We start from the raw sequence: 17,057 nt of genomic DNA, 5'->3' as shown, positions 1-17,057 counted from the left end.
ATCCTCATAGCAACTGTAATCCGCCCGCGACGGGGATCGCGGTACCTGTTACATATTTCATGTTCAACAGGCCACTGACTACCTCTGCAACGTCTTCTGGTTGACCCAAGCGGCGTGCCGGAGATTCACTTTCAACGAAGTTACGCAGCTCGGTCCACTCATGAGTCAACGGTGTATCGATATAGCCGGGGGCTACAGCATTGACGCGAATTTCGGGTCCGAGTGCCTTGGCCAGGAGCCGAGTCATATGGAGCACACCCGCCTTGCTGATGGCATAGGGGATGGAACTGCCCGAAGGGGTAAGCCCGGCGAGCGAAGCATTGTTGATGATCTGCCCCTCGGTCTTGACCAAATGCGGGCGAGCGGCCTTGGCAATGTTCCAGGGGCCCTTGAGATTCACCGACATGACTAGATCCCAGAATTCATCGTCTACCGCGTCGAGGTCGGCATGCGGGATCCGCCGTGCGATACCGGCATTGTTGATGACCGCATCCAGCCGGCCGAAATGCTCGACCGTGCCCTCGACCAGGCGCTGCGCATCCGCACTCTGTGACACATCTGCGTCAATATAAATGCTGCCTTCGAAGGATTCAGCTAGCTCGGTGCCCAGTTCCGGGGTTCGGTGCCCATTGAAGACCACGCTCCAGCCGTCGTTGAATAGGCGGGTGGCAATGGCCTTGCCGATGCCGCTTGAGGAGCCTGTTACAAGTACTACCTTTTTCATGATTACTCCTTGCCTGTCCCGGCGTTCAATGGTGCTTGCTGAGCCGTCGGGAATTGAGTCACGAGGGCAGATAGCGCACTTGCCTCATGACCGTCGGCAACGGCTTGGGCGAAAACATCTTTGACGGGGCCTAATAGTCTGGAGCTGAAATTACTTTCGGCACAGAAGTCGGCGACGAGGTTCTGTACTTCAATCAGACCGCCAATGGCGGCACCGTCGGATTCAAACTCTGAAGCGCAGGCCTTGGGCAGCTGGATATCCAGCATGGTGCTTGCGGCCCACCCGCCCATCAACGCTTCGTGAGCGATCGTGGGATCTATGCCGTTTTCTAGAACCAGCGCACTGGCTTCGGCCGCGGCCACCGCATGAACGCTGACCAGAAGCTGGTTGATGAGTTTGAGTCGAAGCCCAGCCCCGATGGCTCCAACGTGCTTGATCCGAGCGCAGTACATGCCGAGGATCGGACGAATGTCCTGGACCGTTTGGGCTTGACCGCCCAGCATGGTGACAAGAGTGCCCTGGGCCGCGCCGACCGGGCCGCCCGACACGGGAGCATCAATAAAGTGGGCGCCGCGCGCTTCTAATGCTTCGGAGATTTCTTGTGCCAATGCCGGTGCGAAGGTCGCATGTTCGACAAAGATCTGCCCCTCGCGCGCATGCTGAGCGATTCCATCCGAGCCGAGATAGATTTCACGAATCACTGCCGTATCCAGCAGGCACCCCAGCACGACATCTGAGTCGAGGACAAGCTGTACCGGGTGTGGATAAAACGTTGCGCCGCCTGCCAATAGTTCAGAGATTTTCTGCGGATTGCGGGCAAAAACATTCACGGTGTGACCGTGTGATTGCAAGCGGGAAATCATCCCGGTCCCCATGGCACCGGGGCCCAAGAATCCTAGTTTGAGGGTCGTTGTTAGAGGTGTGGTTTCCAAGTTATTGCCTATTCGCTGTGAGCAAGTGCTGATTCTTCGCGTGTTTCGCCTTCAGGCCAAGAACCCGTCTGGGGTTCGCCGCGCAGGAAGTCGAAATCGCAGCCTTCATCGGCCTGCAGGACATGCTGCTGATGAAGCCAGGCAAAGCCGCGTTCGGGACGTTGTGGGTTTTCCATGGGGGTACGCAGAGAAATAACTTCGTCGGAGAGGAAATGACGCAAGATGCCGGCTTCGGCATCCAATTCGATCTCATCCCCGTCGGACAAGATTCCCAGCGGACCACCGGCAACTGCCTCCGGGGTGATATGCAGAACCACGGTTCCGGTGGATGTGCCGCTCATGCGTGCATCCGAAAGCCGCACCATATCGCTTACTCCTTGGCGCATGAGCTTGGCTGGAATGGGGATGTGCCCAACTTCTGGCATGCCCGGTGCACCCAAGACTCCCATGCCGCGCAAGACAAGAATTGAATCCGCATTAACATCGAGATCCGGATCATCAATGCGGTTATTCAAATCTTCGAGACCATCAAAAACTACTGCACGACCGCGGTGGCGCTGCAGCCTGGGATCATGTTTACCGGCGGCCTTGAGAACCGCACCGCGCGGTGCAAGGTTTCCATGAAGCATCATCAACGCTCCACGAGGGGATAACGGCTCGGCGGCAGGGGAAATTGCGTCGTTGGCCGGGAAGCTGCTTTCGGACAGAATCTGGCCCCAGGTCTTGCCGGTGGCCGTGAGCGTATCTTCGTGAATCAAGTGCCCGATACGCCCCACGACCGCGGGCACTCCTCCTGCATCATCTAGATCGGAGAGCAAGCGAGTTCCGCCGGGCCTGACATTTGTCACATAGGGTGTGCTGGCAGACCATAAACCGAAGCGTTCAGGTCCAATGCGCAGTCCCACGCGTCCGGAAATTGCTTCGAGGTGAATGACGGCATTGGTGGAGCCTCCTAGTGCAGTGACCACGCGGAAAGCGTTTTCCAAGGATTCTTCGGTCACCAGCTCGCTGGGCAAGGTTTGTGCCTTGATCGAGGCAACGATAGCGTGCCCGGTCAATCGGGCCAGTTCGCGGCGCGTGGCACTATTCGCGGGAGCGAGTGAAGAACCGGGTAACGCGAAGCCGAGCATTTCGGCAACGGCTGCCATGGTGGTTGCGGTGCCCATGACATTGCAGGTGCCAACCCCTATATTGACCTTGCCTTCAAGTTCGCGCCAGTCTTCATCGGTGACCTCGCCGACCCGGCGCTTTTCACACATGGGCCACACATCATCAACGGTAAATTCCTTGTTCTTCTTGAAACAAGACACCGGGCGCGGCCCTGCCGTCAGCATCATTGATGGTTTATCGGCGCTGAGGGCTCCCATGATTTGGGCGGGAACTGTCTTATCGCACCCACCTAGGAGAACCACTCCATCAATGGGAGTTGTCGAGATCATCTCCTCAACGTCCATGGACATGAGATTGCGCAGGTACAGGCTGGTGGGGCGGGTGAAGGGTTCCGAGATTGAGATCGTGGGGAATTCCAGTGGTAGCCCGCCGGCTTCTCGGATGCCTGCCTTGAGGTCCTCGACCAACTCTTTGAGTCCTGCGTTGCATGGATTTAGTTCGCTGGCGCTGTTGGCAATGCCAACCACCGGGCTCTTGCGGACATCTTCTTCTGTGAAGCTGGCACCTCGGAGGAATGCACGATGCAGCAGGCCGTCTTGCCCAGCATCTGCGAAGAGTGCTCCGGAGCCTTTTTCTACACCTCGTTGTGACATTCAAACTCCTAATGTAAGGTTACCTAAGTCACACAGATGCTACAGATATATCTTTGAAATACCAAACTTGGCATTCCTCGAATGCACCGTAGGTTTCCCGAGAGGACAGAAATTGCAAGACAACGACATCGCGCAGAAGCGCAGGGTCTTTGCTGCCAGCGCTATTGGCACAACCATCGAATGGTATGACTTCTTTATCTATTCCACGTCCGCAGCATTGGTCTTCAGCAGCCAATTCTTCAGTGCCATGGATCCTGCCACAGCGCTTCTGACCTCAATGGCAACCATCGGAGTAACTTTCTTGGCCCGCCCACTGGGTAGTGCGGTGATCGGTCACTTTGGAGATCGACTGGGACGCAAGAAAATGCTGGTGTTGACCCTTGGCATCATGGGTGGGGCAACGTTCATGGTCGGATTACTGCCAACCTATTCCCAGATCGGCGTCTGGGCACCGATCCTCTTGGTGACGCTGCGCTTCATGCAGGGCTTTAGTGCCGGTGGCGAATGGGCCGGCGCAGCACTCATGGCCGTTGAACACGCACCGCCGAAGAAACGCGGCTTCTGGGGTTCATCCTCCCAGCTGGGCACTCCGGTAGGTTTGATCCTCGCAACGGCCACGGTTTTGATGATGGTTTCAGTGACCACCGAGGAACAATTCTTGGCGTGGGGCTGGCGCGTACCGTTCTTTGTCAGCATTCTCATGGTGGCGGTCGGCTACTTCATTCGTGCCAAGGTGGACGAAAGCCCGGCCTTCGAAGAAATGAAGAACTCCCAGCAGGGTGAACGCCCGCCACTATCCGATGTGTTCCGCTTCCATAAGCGTCCACTGTTCATTGCTGCACTGACTTTCCTGGGCAACAACATGGGCGGCTATATCTTCCTGTCCTTCATGCTCTCCTATGCAACTAATACGCTGAAGCTCGAGAGTTCCAGCATGTTGCTAGTACAAATCGTTGCCTCATTCATGTGGCTCGCGTCCATCCTCGCCTCCGGATACCTCACGGATATTGTTGGCGCACGACGCCTCTACATCATTGGTTTCACCGCCCAGGTACTCACGGCCATTCCATTCATGCTTTTGGTAGCCACCGGAAACCTGTTCTACATCTACCTGGCGGCATTTATGCTCACCGCAAGCCTTGGATTCTCCTATGGCCCGCAGTCGGCAATGTTCGTTGGCCTGTTCCCAACCCGTGTTCGTTACTCGGGCGCTTCGCTGGCCTACGCCATTGGTGCGATTCTTGGCGGCGGCCCGGCACCATTCTTGGCAACCTGGCTGGTACAAAACACCGGCTCTGCCGTTTCCGTCGGCGTCTACCTGCTTGTTGCGGGGCTGATTTCGCTGCTGGCAACCTTGGCCATCCGACCTTCCGACATGGTTGGTATCCCGCATGGACCGGATGTTTCCCAAGAGGAGCTTCGGGAATATACCGTGGCTCGGGTATAGCCGAAACTAATTGCGTGTGTTCTGGGTGGGGCTATAATTCGGCGCTCACCCAGAACTCACGTTTCCCAGTATTTTTTGACTTTAGATCTAATGAGGATTTTCATGCGCAGTTCCGAACCCCGGGTTTCAATTCTTCCCAAGCCGACACCTTCGTTGGTAGCCGCCATCGAATCGGCAGGTGGATTGGTAGTCGAATTGAGCGAAGATACGCAGGGGATTGTTGTTGATTTTGCTGCCGCTCCGGGCGACCTCAGAGAAGCACTGAAAACCTATCCTCAAATTACCTGGGTACAGCTGCCGAGCGCAGGAATCGAAGCGTTTTCCTCCTCGATTGCTGCGCATCAGGACATTATCTGGACCAGCGCGAAAGGCGCTTACGCCAAACCCGTGGCCGAACATGCCTTGGCACTGACCTTGGCATTGCTGAGGCAACTTCCGCAACGCGCCAAAGCCACATCGTGGGGGAGCCCGGCCGGCATCTCACTGCACGGACTGAACGTGATGATTATTGGTGCCGGTGGCGTGGCACTGGAAATCCTCCGCTTGATGAAGGCCTTCGATACCAACGTCACGATGATCAGACGCCAAGCCATCGACGTTCCCGGTGCAGATCGCACGTTTAGCCTCGCGGAACTAAAAAACGAGCTTCCCCAAACGGATGTGCTCATCGTGGCCGCAGCGCTGACGCCGGGAACCCGATCGATCATTGCCGCACAGGAACTCGAGCTTCTTCCAAACACTTCAATCATCGTCAACATTGCACGCGGTGGGCTGATCGATACCGATGCCCTGATGACGGCACTGCAAAACAAAACCATTGCTGGTGCCGCCTTAGATGTCACCGAACCCGAGCCGCTACCCGACGGACACCCGCTGTGGACCATAGGCACCGCGCTGATCACGCCGCACAGTGCCGACACCATGGAAATGATTGTCCCGCTCCTTGCCGAACGCGTTCACGAAAACGTCAAGATCCTCAGTAACGGTCAACAGCTCGTCGGCTTGGTGGACGCCGAAGCAGGCTACTAGCACTAGAAACAGGAAACCAAGTGACTCCGGTTCCCGGCGCCCGAGTGCTCCCCACTTGCAAATGGTTATGGGTCTGTTCTTCCGTTTCTACGGAAAAGACCCGTAACCATTTGCTGTTTCGTTGAGCTCAATGAATTGTGCGCTGGCGTAGTCTCTATACAAGTCTTCTCAAGACAAAGAGCCTAGTAAATGATCATTTACGTTGATCACGGACGGAGTGCAGTTGCTGATTACCATCACGCTTGAGCCGGAGTCCGACTCCCAACTCGACGCCACCGCACTTTCGCATCTTTTACGTAAACGCCCCGAGAAGCTACAGACCTTTGAGCTTTCGGTGGGCAAGGCTCACGTGTTCTACCCGGAATACTCGCCGCAGCGCACCACCGCAGCACTTTTGCTGGAAGTGGATTCCATTGGGCTGGTTCGTAGCAAGAGATTCCGTGGAGATAACGGAGTCCTCGACTATTACATCAACGATCGTCCCTACACCGCATCCAGCCTGATGACTGTGGCACTGGGCAACGTCATGCGCAGCGCCATGACTCCGGTCAGCGAAACCTACCCCGAACTTGCAGATGCTCCCTTGCCGTTGCGTCTGGAAATCCCCGTGGTCTCCACCCGGGGTAGAGGAGGCGATAACCTGGTTCGACGTCTATTCGAACCCTTGGGCTGGAACGTTGAACAACACCCTATTGCCTTGGACGAGGCGTACCCAAAATGGGGAGACTCCCGCTATAGCTCACTGACACTGACCGGCAATGTCCGCCTGCACCAGGCGCTGCGCCAGCTCTATGTCTTGCTGCCGGTGCTTGATGATTCCAAACATTACTGGGTCAGCGATGATGAGGCTGAGAAGCTAGTACGCCAGGGAGATGGCTGGCTCCCCGAACACCCGGAACGTGCACTGATCTCCAGCAGATATCTGGCACACCAGAAGGAACTGGTCCAGACGGTAGACACACTGATCGACGATTCGACGCTGGCAAGCGTTGCCAACACCGAACAACCACCAGAACTGGACCATGGCAATGCCCAAACGCCGCTACGCATACTGCGCGCAGAAGCAGTCATCAAGGCACTCAAGGACTGTGGCGCTCACACCGTAGTTGATGTTGGCTGCGGACCAGGCGCGCTACTACGCAGATTGCTCAAGGACGGCTTCTTCACCAAAATCCTCGGCACAGACGTATCGGCACGTTCGCTGGAACAAGCAGCCAAAGCCCTATTCCTCGACGAGCTGGCCGATGCCGATAAACAACGCATCAAGCTCCTACACTCCTCGGCCGTATATCGGGATGACCGCATTGCCGGCCATGACGCGGTAGTGCTGATGGAAGTCATTGAACACATTGACCCCGAACGCCTCGGCGCCCTCGAAGATTCAATCTTCGCCGGAACCAAACCACGCAACGTCATAGTCACCACACCAAACTCCGAATACAACAGGCTCTACCCAGACCTCGCCCACGGAACCATGCGACACGATGACCACCGCTTCGAATGGACCCGCCCACAGTTCTCCACTTGGGCTGAAAACGTAGCCACAGACCACAGCTACACCGTCGAATACCGTCCCGTGGGAGAAGAACACCCAACTGCAGGTTCCCCCACCCAGATGGCAATCTTCCGAAAGGCCACAGCATGAGCCAGATCAGAATCCCCGAAGCAGGACTCGTCCTGCTCGTCGGAGTGTCAGGCTCCGGAAAATCAACATTCGCGGCAAAACACTTTGGCCAATACGAAGTACTCTCATCCGACACCTTCCGCGGACTGGTAGGAAACGACCCCAACGACCAAACCGTCACCGCGGCAGCCTTCGAAGCCCTCAACTTCGTGGCAAGCAAACGCCTCGAAGCAGGCCTACTCACCGTCGTGGATGCAACAAACGTGCAGCAGAGTGCCCGCGAAAACCTCATCGAGGTAGCGCGCTCGCAGGATTCACTGGTTTCGGCCATCGTGTTGGATGTTTCTGCACGTACGGCAAAGGACCGTAACGAGCTACGGGGCGAGCGTGCCGTAGCGCCTGCTGTGATTGATCGCCAGCACAAACAGCTCAAGAAATCCTTGCGTTCCATGCGCAAGGAAGGATACGCAAGGGTTCAGATTCTTTCCACCGAGGAAGAGATCGAAAACGCGGTCATTGAACGCCACAAGCTACTCAATGATTTCCGTGAAGATCATGGACCGTTTGACGTCATTGGGGATGTCCACGGCTGCCTTGATGAACTCTTGCTATTGCTTGATTCATTGGGTTACCAGCTCACCTACGATGAACAAGGTAGAGCCATTGATGCCGAGCACCCCGAGGGACGACGAGTCATCTTCGTGGGCGACCTGGTAGATCGTGGGCAGGACTCAGCCGGAGTCCTCAGGCTTGCCATGGGCATGGTGGGCAACGGGCATGCACTATGTGTTCCCGGAAACCACGAGGCAAAAATGGTTCGTGCCTTGCGTGGCCACAACGTTGTCTTGAATCATGGTTTGGATAAGACCATGGAAGAACTCAAGAATCAGGAAGAAGGCTTTGCCCGGAAGGTTCTAGACTTCTGCGATTCTTTGGTTTCTCACCTAGTCCTTGATGATGGAAAGCTCGTAGTTGCGCACGCCGGCCTGATTGAGAAATACCATGGGCGTGCTTCTAAACGAGTGCGTGCCTTTGCCTTGTACGGTCAGGTGACTGGCGAAGTTGATGAATTTGGTTTACCTGTTCGTCAGATGTGGGCCAATGAATACCGTGGAGAAGCCATGGTGCTTTATGGGCACATGGCATTCAGAGATGTTGAATGGATCAACAACACCGCGTGCCTTGATACCGGATGTGTCTTTGGGGGAGCGCTCAGTGCCATGCGCTACCCGGAACGCGAACTGGTCCAGATCCCTGCCAAGGAAAAGTACTGCGAACCAAGCCGGCCGCTAGAATCCCCACTGGGCCCGGAACGCGAACCCGGCGTGCTGAGCATGGAAGATGTCTCTGGTACCTTGTGGCTGAAGGCCAAGGGCATGGGTACCGTGAAGATCAACGAGGCCCAAGCCGCCGGTGCTCTTGAAACCATGAGCCGCTTTGCCATTGATCCGCGCTGGTTGCGTTACCTGCCGCCAACCATGTCTCCTTCCGAATCTTCAACTGTGCCCGGATATCTGGAACACCCGCAAGAAGCCTTCGAGTACTACAAACGTCAGGGTATTACCGAGGTTGTTTGCGAAGAGAAGCATATGGGTTCACGCGCAGCCATGCTGCTAGCTCGTGATCCCAAACGCTTTGATGCACCCGAGGGTTGGCTCGGTACACTACACACCCGCACCGGACGGCAGTTCCTTGAAACCGAGCACGAACGCGTTGTTCTACAGCAGGCTCATGATGCCGTGGAGAAAGCCGGACTCTGGGATGAACTTAACACCGACTGGCTAATGCTTGACGGTGAGCTGATGCCATGGTCCTTGAAGGCCGAATCGCTGATTCAAGATACCTATGCTTCTGTTGCAGCCTCTGCGATTGCAGCGACAGATGCTTCGGTTGTTGTACTAGAACGTGCAGCAAGCAGTGGCATCGATGTCAGTGCGTTGTTGCCGCGGACAAAATCTCAGCAGAGCAGTACTCGTGCATTTAGAGAATCGTACCGCCGCTACGTCGGCTCGCCCGATGAACTTCGGTTTGCCGCATTCCAGGTACTGGCTGCCGAAGGCGCGAGCTTTGAAACTAAGGATCATGGATGGCATCTAGCGATTAGTGATCGACTTGCCGCAGCTGGACCAGAGCTATTCAGTAATACTCGGAACCTGCGTGTGGATCTGAGCCAAGATTCGGATGTTGAAGCTGCAATTCAGTGGTGGGAAGACCTCACCGCAGCTGGTTCCGAAGGAATGGTCGTCAAGCCATGGGTAAATCTGACGAAGGCAAAGCGTGGTTGGGTGCAGCCCGGAATCAAGGTGCGTGGCAAGGAATATCTGCGGTTGATCTACGGGCCGGACTACCTTGAAGAGATCAACCTCGAACGGCTACGCCAGCGTGCCACGGATCGAAAACGAAACCGTGCGTTGCAGGAGTACTTCCTAGGGATTGAGGCGCTGCGACTAACTGCTGCCGGGGAACCGCTATGGAAGGTACATCAGATGGTCTTCGGGGTGCTGGCTTTGGAATCGGAACCGTTAGATCCGCGGTTGTAGGGGAACTATAGAGATAATTTCAAGCCATTTGTTCTAGAGACTATTCAGCAAAGCGTGGAACCAGAGTTGAAATGTTTCGAAAAGCTCCTCAGGAATTCCTGACGTATGCTCCAAAGTTAGTAGTTGACATAGATTTTCTCTGATCAGCGTGTAGATCTTGTCGCATGCTACGGTGAAATAATGTCGACTGAATCTGTCATGCCCACTTTGCGAGAATTTGTTATAGAACGCGAATGGGGCCAATTCCATAGTGCAGCTAACTTGGCCAAATCTATTTCGATTGAGTCAGGTGAACTCCTCGAGTGCTTTCAATGGGATGATCAAGCGAATATTGATCGAGTCAAAGAGGAACTGGCTGATGTACTGACATACGCCTACTTGCTTGCAGACAAAATCGGGCTTGATCCGGCGGAGATCATTCTTGAAAAGCTCCAGAAGACTCGCACCAAATACCCGGTTGAAAAAGCTCGGGGTCGGAGCACCAAATATGACCAGCTTTAGTATTGAACAGCTTCGCTTTGATCCGACATCTGTCCGAGAAATGCGGGAACTCGGTGAAAGCTTTACGAACTGGCCTGTCGTGTACACGCTAAATAATGCAACGAAGGTCTATGTCGGAGAGACTCTTAACGTCTCGGCGCGAATGCGTCAGCATCAGGGGTCTGAAGAAAAGACCGATCTGAAGAATCTGAGAGTTGTAGTTAATGAAACTTTCAATAAATCGGCTTGTCTAGATCTTGAATCGTTCCTAATCAGGCTTTTTGCGGGTGAAGGAAAATATCAAGTTATCAACCGCAATGAGGGTGTAACCGATCGTGATTATTACGATCGTGAAGAGTATAGAAAAACATTCCATGAGATTTTTGAGGAGCTGCGAACTGAAGGGTTGTTCCAGCGGACCATACCGCAGATTGAGAATAGTGACCTCTTCAAATTCTCGCCGTTCAAAGCACTCAACCATGACCAAGCTACTGCTGTCGAAGACATACTTGCAGGTCTCTTCACCGATATCGAAAAGGGTAAAACAGGCACAATCGTTGTCCAGGGAGACCCCGGCACTGGCAAAACTATCGTAGCCATCTACATGATGAAGCTTTTGCGAGATATTCAGGAATCGATGCCTGGAGAAGACTTCGATAGCGATTCACTGTTTTCTGATTTCTTCTTAGAAGGCCATAGTGAGTTGTTGCAAGGACTCCGTATCGGTTTAGTGGTACCGCAGCAGTCACTACGCGACTCGATTCGCAAGGTGTTCAGAAAGACGCCGCTGCTCTCACCCAGTATGGTTTTGAGTCCTTTCGATTTAGGGTCTAGCGCCGAACACTTTGATCTGCTTATCGTTGACGAATCACATCGTCTGAATCAACGAGCCAACCAGCCCTCAGGTCCGCAGAACAAGAAATTTCGAGAGATTAATGAAGCGCTATTCGGCGCTGATGACAACGCCTATACGCAGCTTGATTGGATTCGTGCGAAGAGTACGCACCAAATCCTGTTGGTTGATTCCGCACAAAGTGTGAGACCAGCGGATCTCCCAGAAGAAACGCTCAGAGAACTGATTGAAACTTCAAAGCGTGAAGCAAGCTTCTACCCATTGTTCTCCCAGATGAGGGTTAGAGGAGGTAACGATTATGTTGCCTACATTCGTGCGATATTTTCCTCTCGGCCACCGAAACCAGCTCGTTTTGGCGACTACGATTTACGATTCTTCGATGACGTTGCCTTGATGCAACAGGAGATTTTGAAACGCGAGTCTGAAGTTCAACTCTCACGACTCGTCGCTGGCTATGCATGGGAGTGGAAATCTCGTAGCGATAAAGAAGCATTCGATATCGAAATCGACGGTCTTGAGTTTCGATGGAACCAAACTCAAAAGGACTGGATCAACACTGCAGGATCTATCGGCGAAGTCGGCTCTATCCACACGGTTCAAGGTTACGACTTAAACTATGCAGGGGTAATTATCGGTCCGGATCTCAGATACGACCCGGTGGCGCAGCGTATCTACATTCAGCGCTCAAGTTATTTTGATAAGAAGGGGAAAGAGAACAACCCCAAGCTAGGGATCACCTATTCGGACGATGACCTTCTCCGATATATCACGAATGTGTATGCGGTACTTTTGACGAGAGGGATCTTGGGTACGTATGTCTACGTATGTGATGGGCCGCTTCGTGAATACCTTCGGAACTATTTCTCTGGCAACTAAGTACGCACACTATAGCAAGACTATTGGCTTCAATGTGCTCTAGCTATTGCAGTCGGGTGCAAATGAGCAGCTAAACCCTATCTATATGAACATCTGAATGGAGCCTCATAATGGAAGCACACACCCGAAGCCCTCGAGAGCTTTTCGAAGGTAAAGAGCACTACGAAATCCCAGCGTTTCAGAGACCTTATGTTTGGAACGAAGAAGACCAATGGGCTCCTCTATGGGACGACGTACGTCACGTTGCAGAGAGTTTCGTAGAAGCTAAGCTGAAAGACTCCGAAGCTGAACCGGAAGTACAGCACTTTCTTGGTGCGGTAGTGTACGAATCGAAGAAACCCGTGGCTGGTGATGTGACAAGGCACGATGTCATCGATGGTCAACAACGTATGACAACTATCCAGATCCTAATAGATGCTGTCCACGAGGTTGTGCTGGAACGAGGGCACCATGATCTTGCAGAATCTCTTGAAGAGCTGATTGTCAATCCGTCGTCTCGGTTCAAAGGAAAACGCGAGCGCTTCAAATTATGGCCTTCACAAGCAGATCGCAAAGCGTTCGAACATGCGATGGATTCAAATGGAGAGTTGTCTGGCGATCATCGAATTATCGAGGCACATCGCTTCTTCAATAACGAAGCACTAAATTGGGTTTCTGGAATCCTCGATGAGGATCGACAGCTGCCGCAGGGGGACGAATTGCTCCGGGTAGAGGCACTAAGCTCAACTCTGCAAGATCGTCTTGTCCTCGTTGCTATCGACCTTACTGGTCATGATGATGCACAGTTAATCTTCGAAACTCTCAATGATCGTGGAACGCCTCTTTTGAAGGCTGACCTGATCAAAAATTGGATTTTTCGGAAAGGGGAGAACCTCAAGGCAGATGTTGGCCAATGGGCGGATGAGATTTGGGCAGAATTTGACGGGAGCTGGTGGCGAGAAGAGATTAGTCAAGGCAGGCTTAGCCGTTCGCGCATTGATATTTTCTTGCAGTATTGGCTAACCATGCGATTGTTTGAAGAAGTAAAGGCCGAAAATTCGTTCCGCGTATTCACCGAACATGCGGAGCCACTCATGACTACTGTCGAGAACGCAGACAAGTTCTTGAATGATTTAAGAAGAGACGCCGATTCCTATCGGGCGTTCTCTCAGCTAGATATTTCGAAGCCGGAAGGACAATTTTACTCACGAGTCATAGAACGTCTGGAACTTGCCGTTACAACGCCCGTGTTCTTGTGGTTCCTATCGCGAAATCACACCAACTCGGCAGAGCAACGGAAGATCGGGCTTCAGGCATTCGAAAGCTGGGCCATCCGACGTATGCTGCTTCGTCTGCCTACCAAGGATATGAATAAGTTTGCGATCGCGATCTTGAAGATGCTGGTGTCAGGCTCGCCAGAAACTGCAGGTGACAGATTAGTTGCGTACTTGGCTGAGCAAAAAGCAGAAACGCGGATCTGGCCCCGAGACGCTGACATGCAGAACCAACTACTTACGAAGCGGCTGTACGGCAACATTCGTCAAGATCGCCTTCGCGTAGTCCTAGGTGCTGTTGAACAGCATTTACGAACCAAGAGTTCTAAATACGAAGTAATCGGATTACCGAGCAAGCTTGAGGTAGAACATGTCATGCCACGTGGCTGGCGTAACTATTGGGACACCGAACCCAGACTAGATGTTGAAGCTGCCGCTGAGAGGGATTCCATTGTAAACACCATCGGGAATCTGACGTTGGTTACGAAATCCTTGAATGGTTCTTTATCGAACAGACCGTGGACTGACGAACAAGCAAAGACTCTTCGTGCAGGTGGCTCGCCTGGACTTGGAAAACGTACTTTGCTCGACCAGTTCAGTTTGCTTGTCTTGAACAAAGAAATTCTAGCTAACCACTTATCGGAATGGACCGATGACAATATCAGTGCTCGCTCGGCTGAATTGATCACCGCAATATGTGAAGTGTGGCCAGTAAAGCAAGAATATGCCAACAACGCACTGTGAATGAAGCCTTGACTCCTTCAAATAAAATCTGACTATTGTTTGCCCGCTCCTGCAAGGACGGCTTGTAAACTGTACTTCCTGATTGCTTCTTGAAGCTTCTATATGATCGTATTTCCATGTTCTCCCCGCTTTCCCCATATAGCGAGGTAACTTGCCATTTCTTCCCCAGATAGTTGAAGATCGCCCTCGACGACGAGCAAAGTCGTATCCCATGGTCGAACATAATCTGCACGAGGGGTAAGAAGGACTGCAATTGATTGTGCCGTTGCAATGTCTTCGGTCTGTTTGCGTTCCGAGTGGCGAAGCATGAGCCATGCTTTAAGTGCGTCTGTCGTTAGCTCGTTGTATGCGGAACAGACGATGAAGGATACTTGGCGACCACCCGGCGCGGGAGGCAAGAAGGTCCGGGCTCGCCATCGAAATCCTTCTGACTCTGGTTCTCTCTTTAGTTCGTCATGTAGAAGGGTGCCAAGTTCCACACGCGCAGTTACGGGGAGCGCATCAATGGCGGCAAATATTTGAGCCTGTCTCTCCACCGTACTTTGATCACTATCAATGCCCGCAATGTCCTCACAGATAATTCGGGTGAGTCCAAATTCGACTGGATGCCCCGCTCCTGCTGGTTCCATGGGTAGCATTGGGTGACTAAACACTGTGCCGAGAACTTTGACAGACGAATCGGAATTTTTTGGTACGGCGTCCGCGTCAAGTGACGCAAGATCGAAATATCGATGTGGCTCTTCACCCAGATACTTACTTGAAGATCCAACTCGAATTAAGTACTGGATAACGGCGCTGGTGGACTTGAGCTGCTCGAAAAGAAACTCCCAATCTCGCCTTGTCAGGACAATAGCGGGAACTGGAACTCCAACTGAAGAGAGAGGATGTTGCTCTGGGATTTGCGGATGGTCGATGATGACAACTCCAACCCATGTCACTGCACTGCCATCGACCTGTATTAGGCGTCCGCGCCCATTTTCGAGGTCAATCGGCGACTGTTGGAGCCTCCGGTATGTCCCTTGAACTTGCTTTATGGCTTTCTCGACATTCTTGTTGATCCAACGTGCTTCCTTTTCTGGATTTGAAGCCTCAACGCTACGACCTTTCACCTGAACGATCGCTCCGACATCACCGGCGATGAGAAGACCATCGCCTACTTCTCGCACACCAGATCCCTTGCGTTCAACTTGGGGCTTCATTACAAAATCGGGGAGCCCCCAGGTAGCGACGGCCTCATGTACTGCCCGTTCTGCTGCAATTCCGACGGTATCGGATGCACGAAGCTTCGTGGCATTGGGTATTCTACGTTCGAAGATTTCATTAGCGGTGGATACGAGCAGAACCAGTTCAGTAGGATCAGGATCAACGACGACAGCTACGCGTGCACCAGTTTTCGCCAACTTTGAAAGTTCCGATTGATACCAACCCCGTGGCGACTCAGCGGCACTTCTCCATAAGTTCTCACGGTCTTGCGACCTGATTGGGAGAGCACGTGTACCGTTTACATTGTTTGTACCTGTAGCGAAATGAGCATGTAGCAGAGATACCACCCTAAGGACTTCTGTTAAACGCGCGTGAAACGTGTCATTCGTCCCGGCTGGAATGAAGCCTGCCGCGAATCCTAGATCTAGCATCGTGCCAGGACGCCCTGCCACCTGCATACTTGGCTCGTATGCGGGCACGCGAAATGTTGCAACGATGCCGTCTGGGTTGTCACCAAGATCAAATGCAGGGCAAGTGATGCACTCGATTGCCGTACTAGGGGGACTAGTTTCGATGGTTGGGTCAATGGGTGTCGCCCAAACAGTAATTCTCTCGCCCGAATCTAGTGCTTCGGTCCAAGCCAGAAGCTGCCGCAGGCCCGAACGAATTCGATTTATGTACTCGACTTCTGAGTCGGGAAGGAATGGCTGCGTAGTTCGGACGATATCCGCATGGATACGCAGGACCCCGTTGAGGCAAGCTTGCTCCAGTAGGAGCTCGAGGTTTTCCTTGGAATCTGCGATCGGCCAGTATTTATCCGTATCGGATGCACGCGGCGTACGCGACGACGAAAAGAGCTGTACCGTTTCAACGATTAGAGAGTCCAGCGCTGACCATATTTCTGTGACGCAATTCGCGAATTGTTGCGTCAAATCGTTCTGCAGATCGCTGGGCCATTCAACTGAAGCAGTAATGGCTCCTGTGCCGTCTTCGTTTAATTTTACGGTTGAGCCCATGAACTGCGCGTTTAGGGCAGCGCTCCAAATAGCCGCCATTTGGGACTTGCATTTTTGAGCGGAACGAAGATGGACGACTGCCTGCGGGTAGCTTTCCTCTATCATCTGCTCATTCTAAGATTTACCACCGACATATTGCGGTGAACTGCCTAGGTAGTGTTGCTGGATCTCGTTGAACATTTCGCATCGATACCCTTTAGAAGGACAGGAATCGACCGAAAGAGCGATTTCGGCAATCACGCGGTGATCAGCTCCGCAAGGTGCTGAAAGGCGCTAGTTGGAACTGTTGTTCTGACAATGTGGTGCTGGCAGAATTCGACCGATACGTACTCAACCGGAACCGGTACTTCATAGGATCTGGAATCCCGCTCTTCAAAGGCACAAACTAGTCCCATATGTTTCTGCCGGTTGAAGAAATATTATGCTACTCGGGCGTGTGTGTTCTCTTTTACGACCGCGTCTGGTCCGTCTCTTGGCGGAGCTGGTAAGGGAGCGATATCCGTTGGCTGGAATGTATCAGCTATTCCAATGAGCCGTCCGTTTCCGGACACGAAATCGCAGACCAGACCTCTT

The 17,057-nt window shown here is 53.1% G+C and carries 11 protein-coding genes; 7 read left to right on the top strand and 4 right to left on the bottom strand.

The genetic code is table 11. The features are described 5' to 3' along the window. Window positions 1-4: 4 nt before the first annotated feature. Genes CQ018_RS10510 through CQ018_RS10500 form a run of 3 tightly spaced genes read right to left on the bottom strand, consistent with a single transcriptional unit; the run spans window position 5 to window position 3,419 of the window. Window positions 5-724, bottom strand: coding sequence for an SDR family NAD(P)-dependent oxidoreductase (locus CQ018_RS10510; protein ID WP_105549960.1), 720 nt, complete (start codon window positions 722-724; stop codon window positions 5-7). Window positions 725-726: 2 nt separating this feature from the next. Continuing rightward, window positions 727-1,656 carry an NAD(P)-dependent oxidoreductase gene (locus CQ018_RS10505; protein ID WP_146111873.1) on the bottom strand — a complete coding sequence of 310 codons (930 nt, stop codon included), beginning with the start codon at window positions 1,654-1,656 and terminating at the stop codon, window positions 727-729. Window positions 1,657-1,664: 8 nt separating this feature from the next. Then, window positions 1,665-3,419 carry a dihydroxy-acid dehydratase gene (locus tag CQ018_RS10500; RefSeq protein ID WP_105549958.1) on the bottom strand — a complete coding sequence of 585 codons (1,755 nt, stop codon included), beginning with the start codon at window positions 3,417-3,419 and terminating at the stop codon, window positions 1,665-1,667. 112 nt (window positions 3,420-3,531) lie between these two features. Here CQ018_RS10500 and CQ018_RS10495 point away from each other — a divergent pair, with 112 nt between their 5' ends. The 7 genes from CQ018_RS10495 to CQ018_RS10465 all read left to right on the top strand — a co-directional run bounded on the left by CQ018_RS10495 (window position 3,532) and on the right by CQ018_RS10465 (window position 14,265). Then, window positions 3,532-4,866 carry an MFS transporter gene (locus tag CQ018_RS10495; protein ID WP_105549957.1) on the top strand — a complete coding sequence of 445 codons (1,335 nt, stop codon included), beginning with the start codon at window positions 3,532-3,534 and terminating at the stop codon, window positions 4,864-4,866. Between the two features lie 102 nt (window positions 4,867-4,968). After that, the gene (locus CQ018_RS10490; RefSeq protein WP_258142557.1) at window positions 4,969-5,895 is read left to right on the top strand and encodes a D-isomer specific 2-hydroxyacid dehydrogenase family protein; all 927 of its coding nucleotides are present in this window, start codon (window positions 4,969-4,971) and stop codon (window positions 5,893-5,895) included. Between the two features lie 217 nt (window positions 5,896-6,112). Next, window positions 6,113-7,540 (top strand): 3' terminal RNA ribose 2'-O-methyltransferase Hen1, encoded by a 1,428-nt coding sequence (locus tag CQ018_RS10485; protein ID WP_374954192.1) that lies wholly within the window; start codon window positions 6,113-6,115, stop codon window positions 7,538-7,540. Further along, window positions 7,537-10,059: a polynucleotide kinase-phosphatase gene (locus CQ018_RS10480; protein WP_105549956.1), complete on the top strand. Its 2,523-nt coding sequence runs from the start codon at window positions 7,537-7,539 to the stop codon at window positions 10,057-10,059. Before CQ018_RS10485 ends, CQ018_RS10480 begins: the two co-directional genes overlap by 4 nt. A 180-nt stretch (window positions 10,060-10,239) precedes the next feature. Next, complete coding sequence (locus tag CQ018_RS10475) at window positions 10,240-10,560, top strand: nucleotide pyrophosphohydrolase (RefSeq protein WP_105549955.1); 321 nt, start codon at window positions 10,240-10,242, stop codon at window positions 10,558-10,560. Then, entirely contained in the window at window positions 10,547-12,268 is a 1,722-nt protein-coding gene (locus CQ018_RS10470; protein WP_105549954.1) for a DUF2075 domain-containing protein, read from the top strand. The genes CQ018_RS10475 and CQ018_RS10470 overlap by 14 nt, the downstream gene beginning before the upstream one ends. A gap of 110 nt (window positions 12,269-12,378) precedes the next feature. Next, window positions 12,379-14,265, top strand: a complete 1,887-nt coding sequence (locus CQ018_RS10465) for a DUF262 domain-containing protein (protein WP_105549953.1) — start codon at window positions 12,379-12,381, stop codon at window positions 14,263-14,265. 98 nt (window positions 14,266-14,363) lie between these two features. On the opposite strand, the gene CQ018_RS10460 is transcribed toward CQ018_RS10465, so the two are convergent. Next, window positions 14,364-16,589 (bottom strand): hypothetical protein, encoded by a 2,226-nt coding sequence (locus CQ018_RS10460; RefSeq protein WP_105549952.1) that lies wholly within the window; start codon window positions 16,587-16,589, stop codon window positions 14,364-14,366. Window positions 16,590-17,057: the final 468 nt, after the last annotated feature.

It is taken from the genome of Arthrobacter sp. MYb227 (genome assembly GCF_002975435.1).
Classification (GTDB): Bacteria; Actinomycetota; Actinomycetes; order Actinomycetales; family Micrococcaceae; genus Paeniglutamicibacter.
The sequence above is the reverse complement of the archived record's forward strand: the minus strand, read 5'-3'. Positions and strand labels throughout refer to the sequence as shown.

Bases quoted from the DNA above. Each gene is read 5' to 3' on its own strand.
- CQ018_RS10475 (WP_105549955.1), top strand. From the start codon at position 10,240: ATGTCGACTGAATCTGTCATGCCCACTTTGCGAGAATTTGTTATAGAA.
- CQ018_RS10465 (WP_105549953.1), top strand. From the start codon at position 12,379: ATGGAAGCACACACCCGAAGCCCTCGAGAGCTTTTCGAAGGTAAAGAG.
- CQ018_RS10490 (WP_258142557.1), top strand. From the start codon at position 4,969: ATGCGCAGTTCCGAACCCCGGGTTTCAATTCTTCCCAAGCCGACACCT.
- CQ018_RS10510 (WP_105549960.1), bottom strand. From the start codon at position 724: ATGAAAAAGGTAGTACTTGTAACAGGCTCCTCAAGCGGCATCGGCAAG.
- CQ018_RS10480 (WP_105549956.1), top strand. From the start codon at position 7,537: ATGAGCCAGATCAGAATCCCCGAAGCAGGACTCGTCCTGCTCGTCGGA.
- CQ018_RS10500 (WP_105549958.1), bottom strand. From the start codon at position 3,419: ATGTCACAACGAGGTGTAGAAAAAGGCTCCGGAGCACTCTTCGCAGAT.
- CQ018_RS10460 (WP_105549952.1), bottom strand. From the start codon at position 16,589: ATGATAGAGGAAAGCTACCCGCAGGCAGTCGTCCATCTTCGTTCCGCT.
- CQ018_RS10470 (WP_105549954.1), top strand. From the start codon at position 10,547: ATGACCAGCTTTAGTATTGAACAGCTTCGCTTTGATCCGACATCTGTC.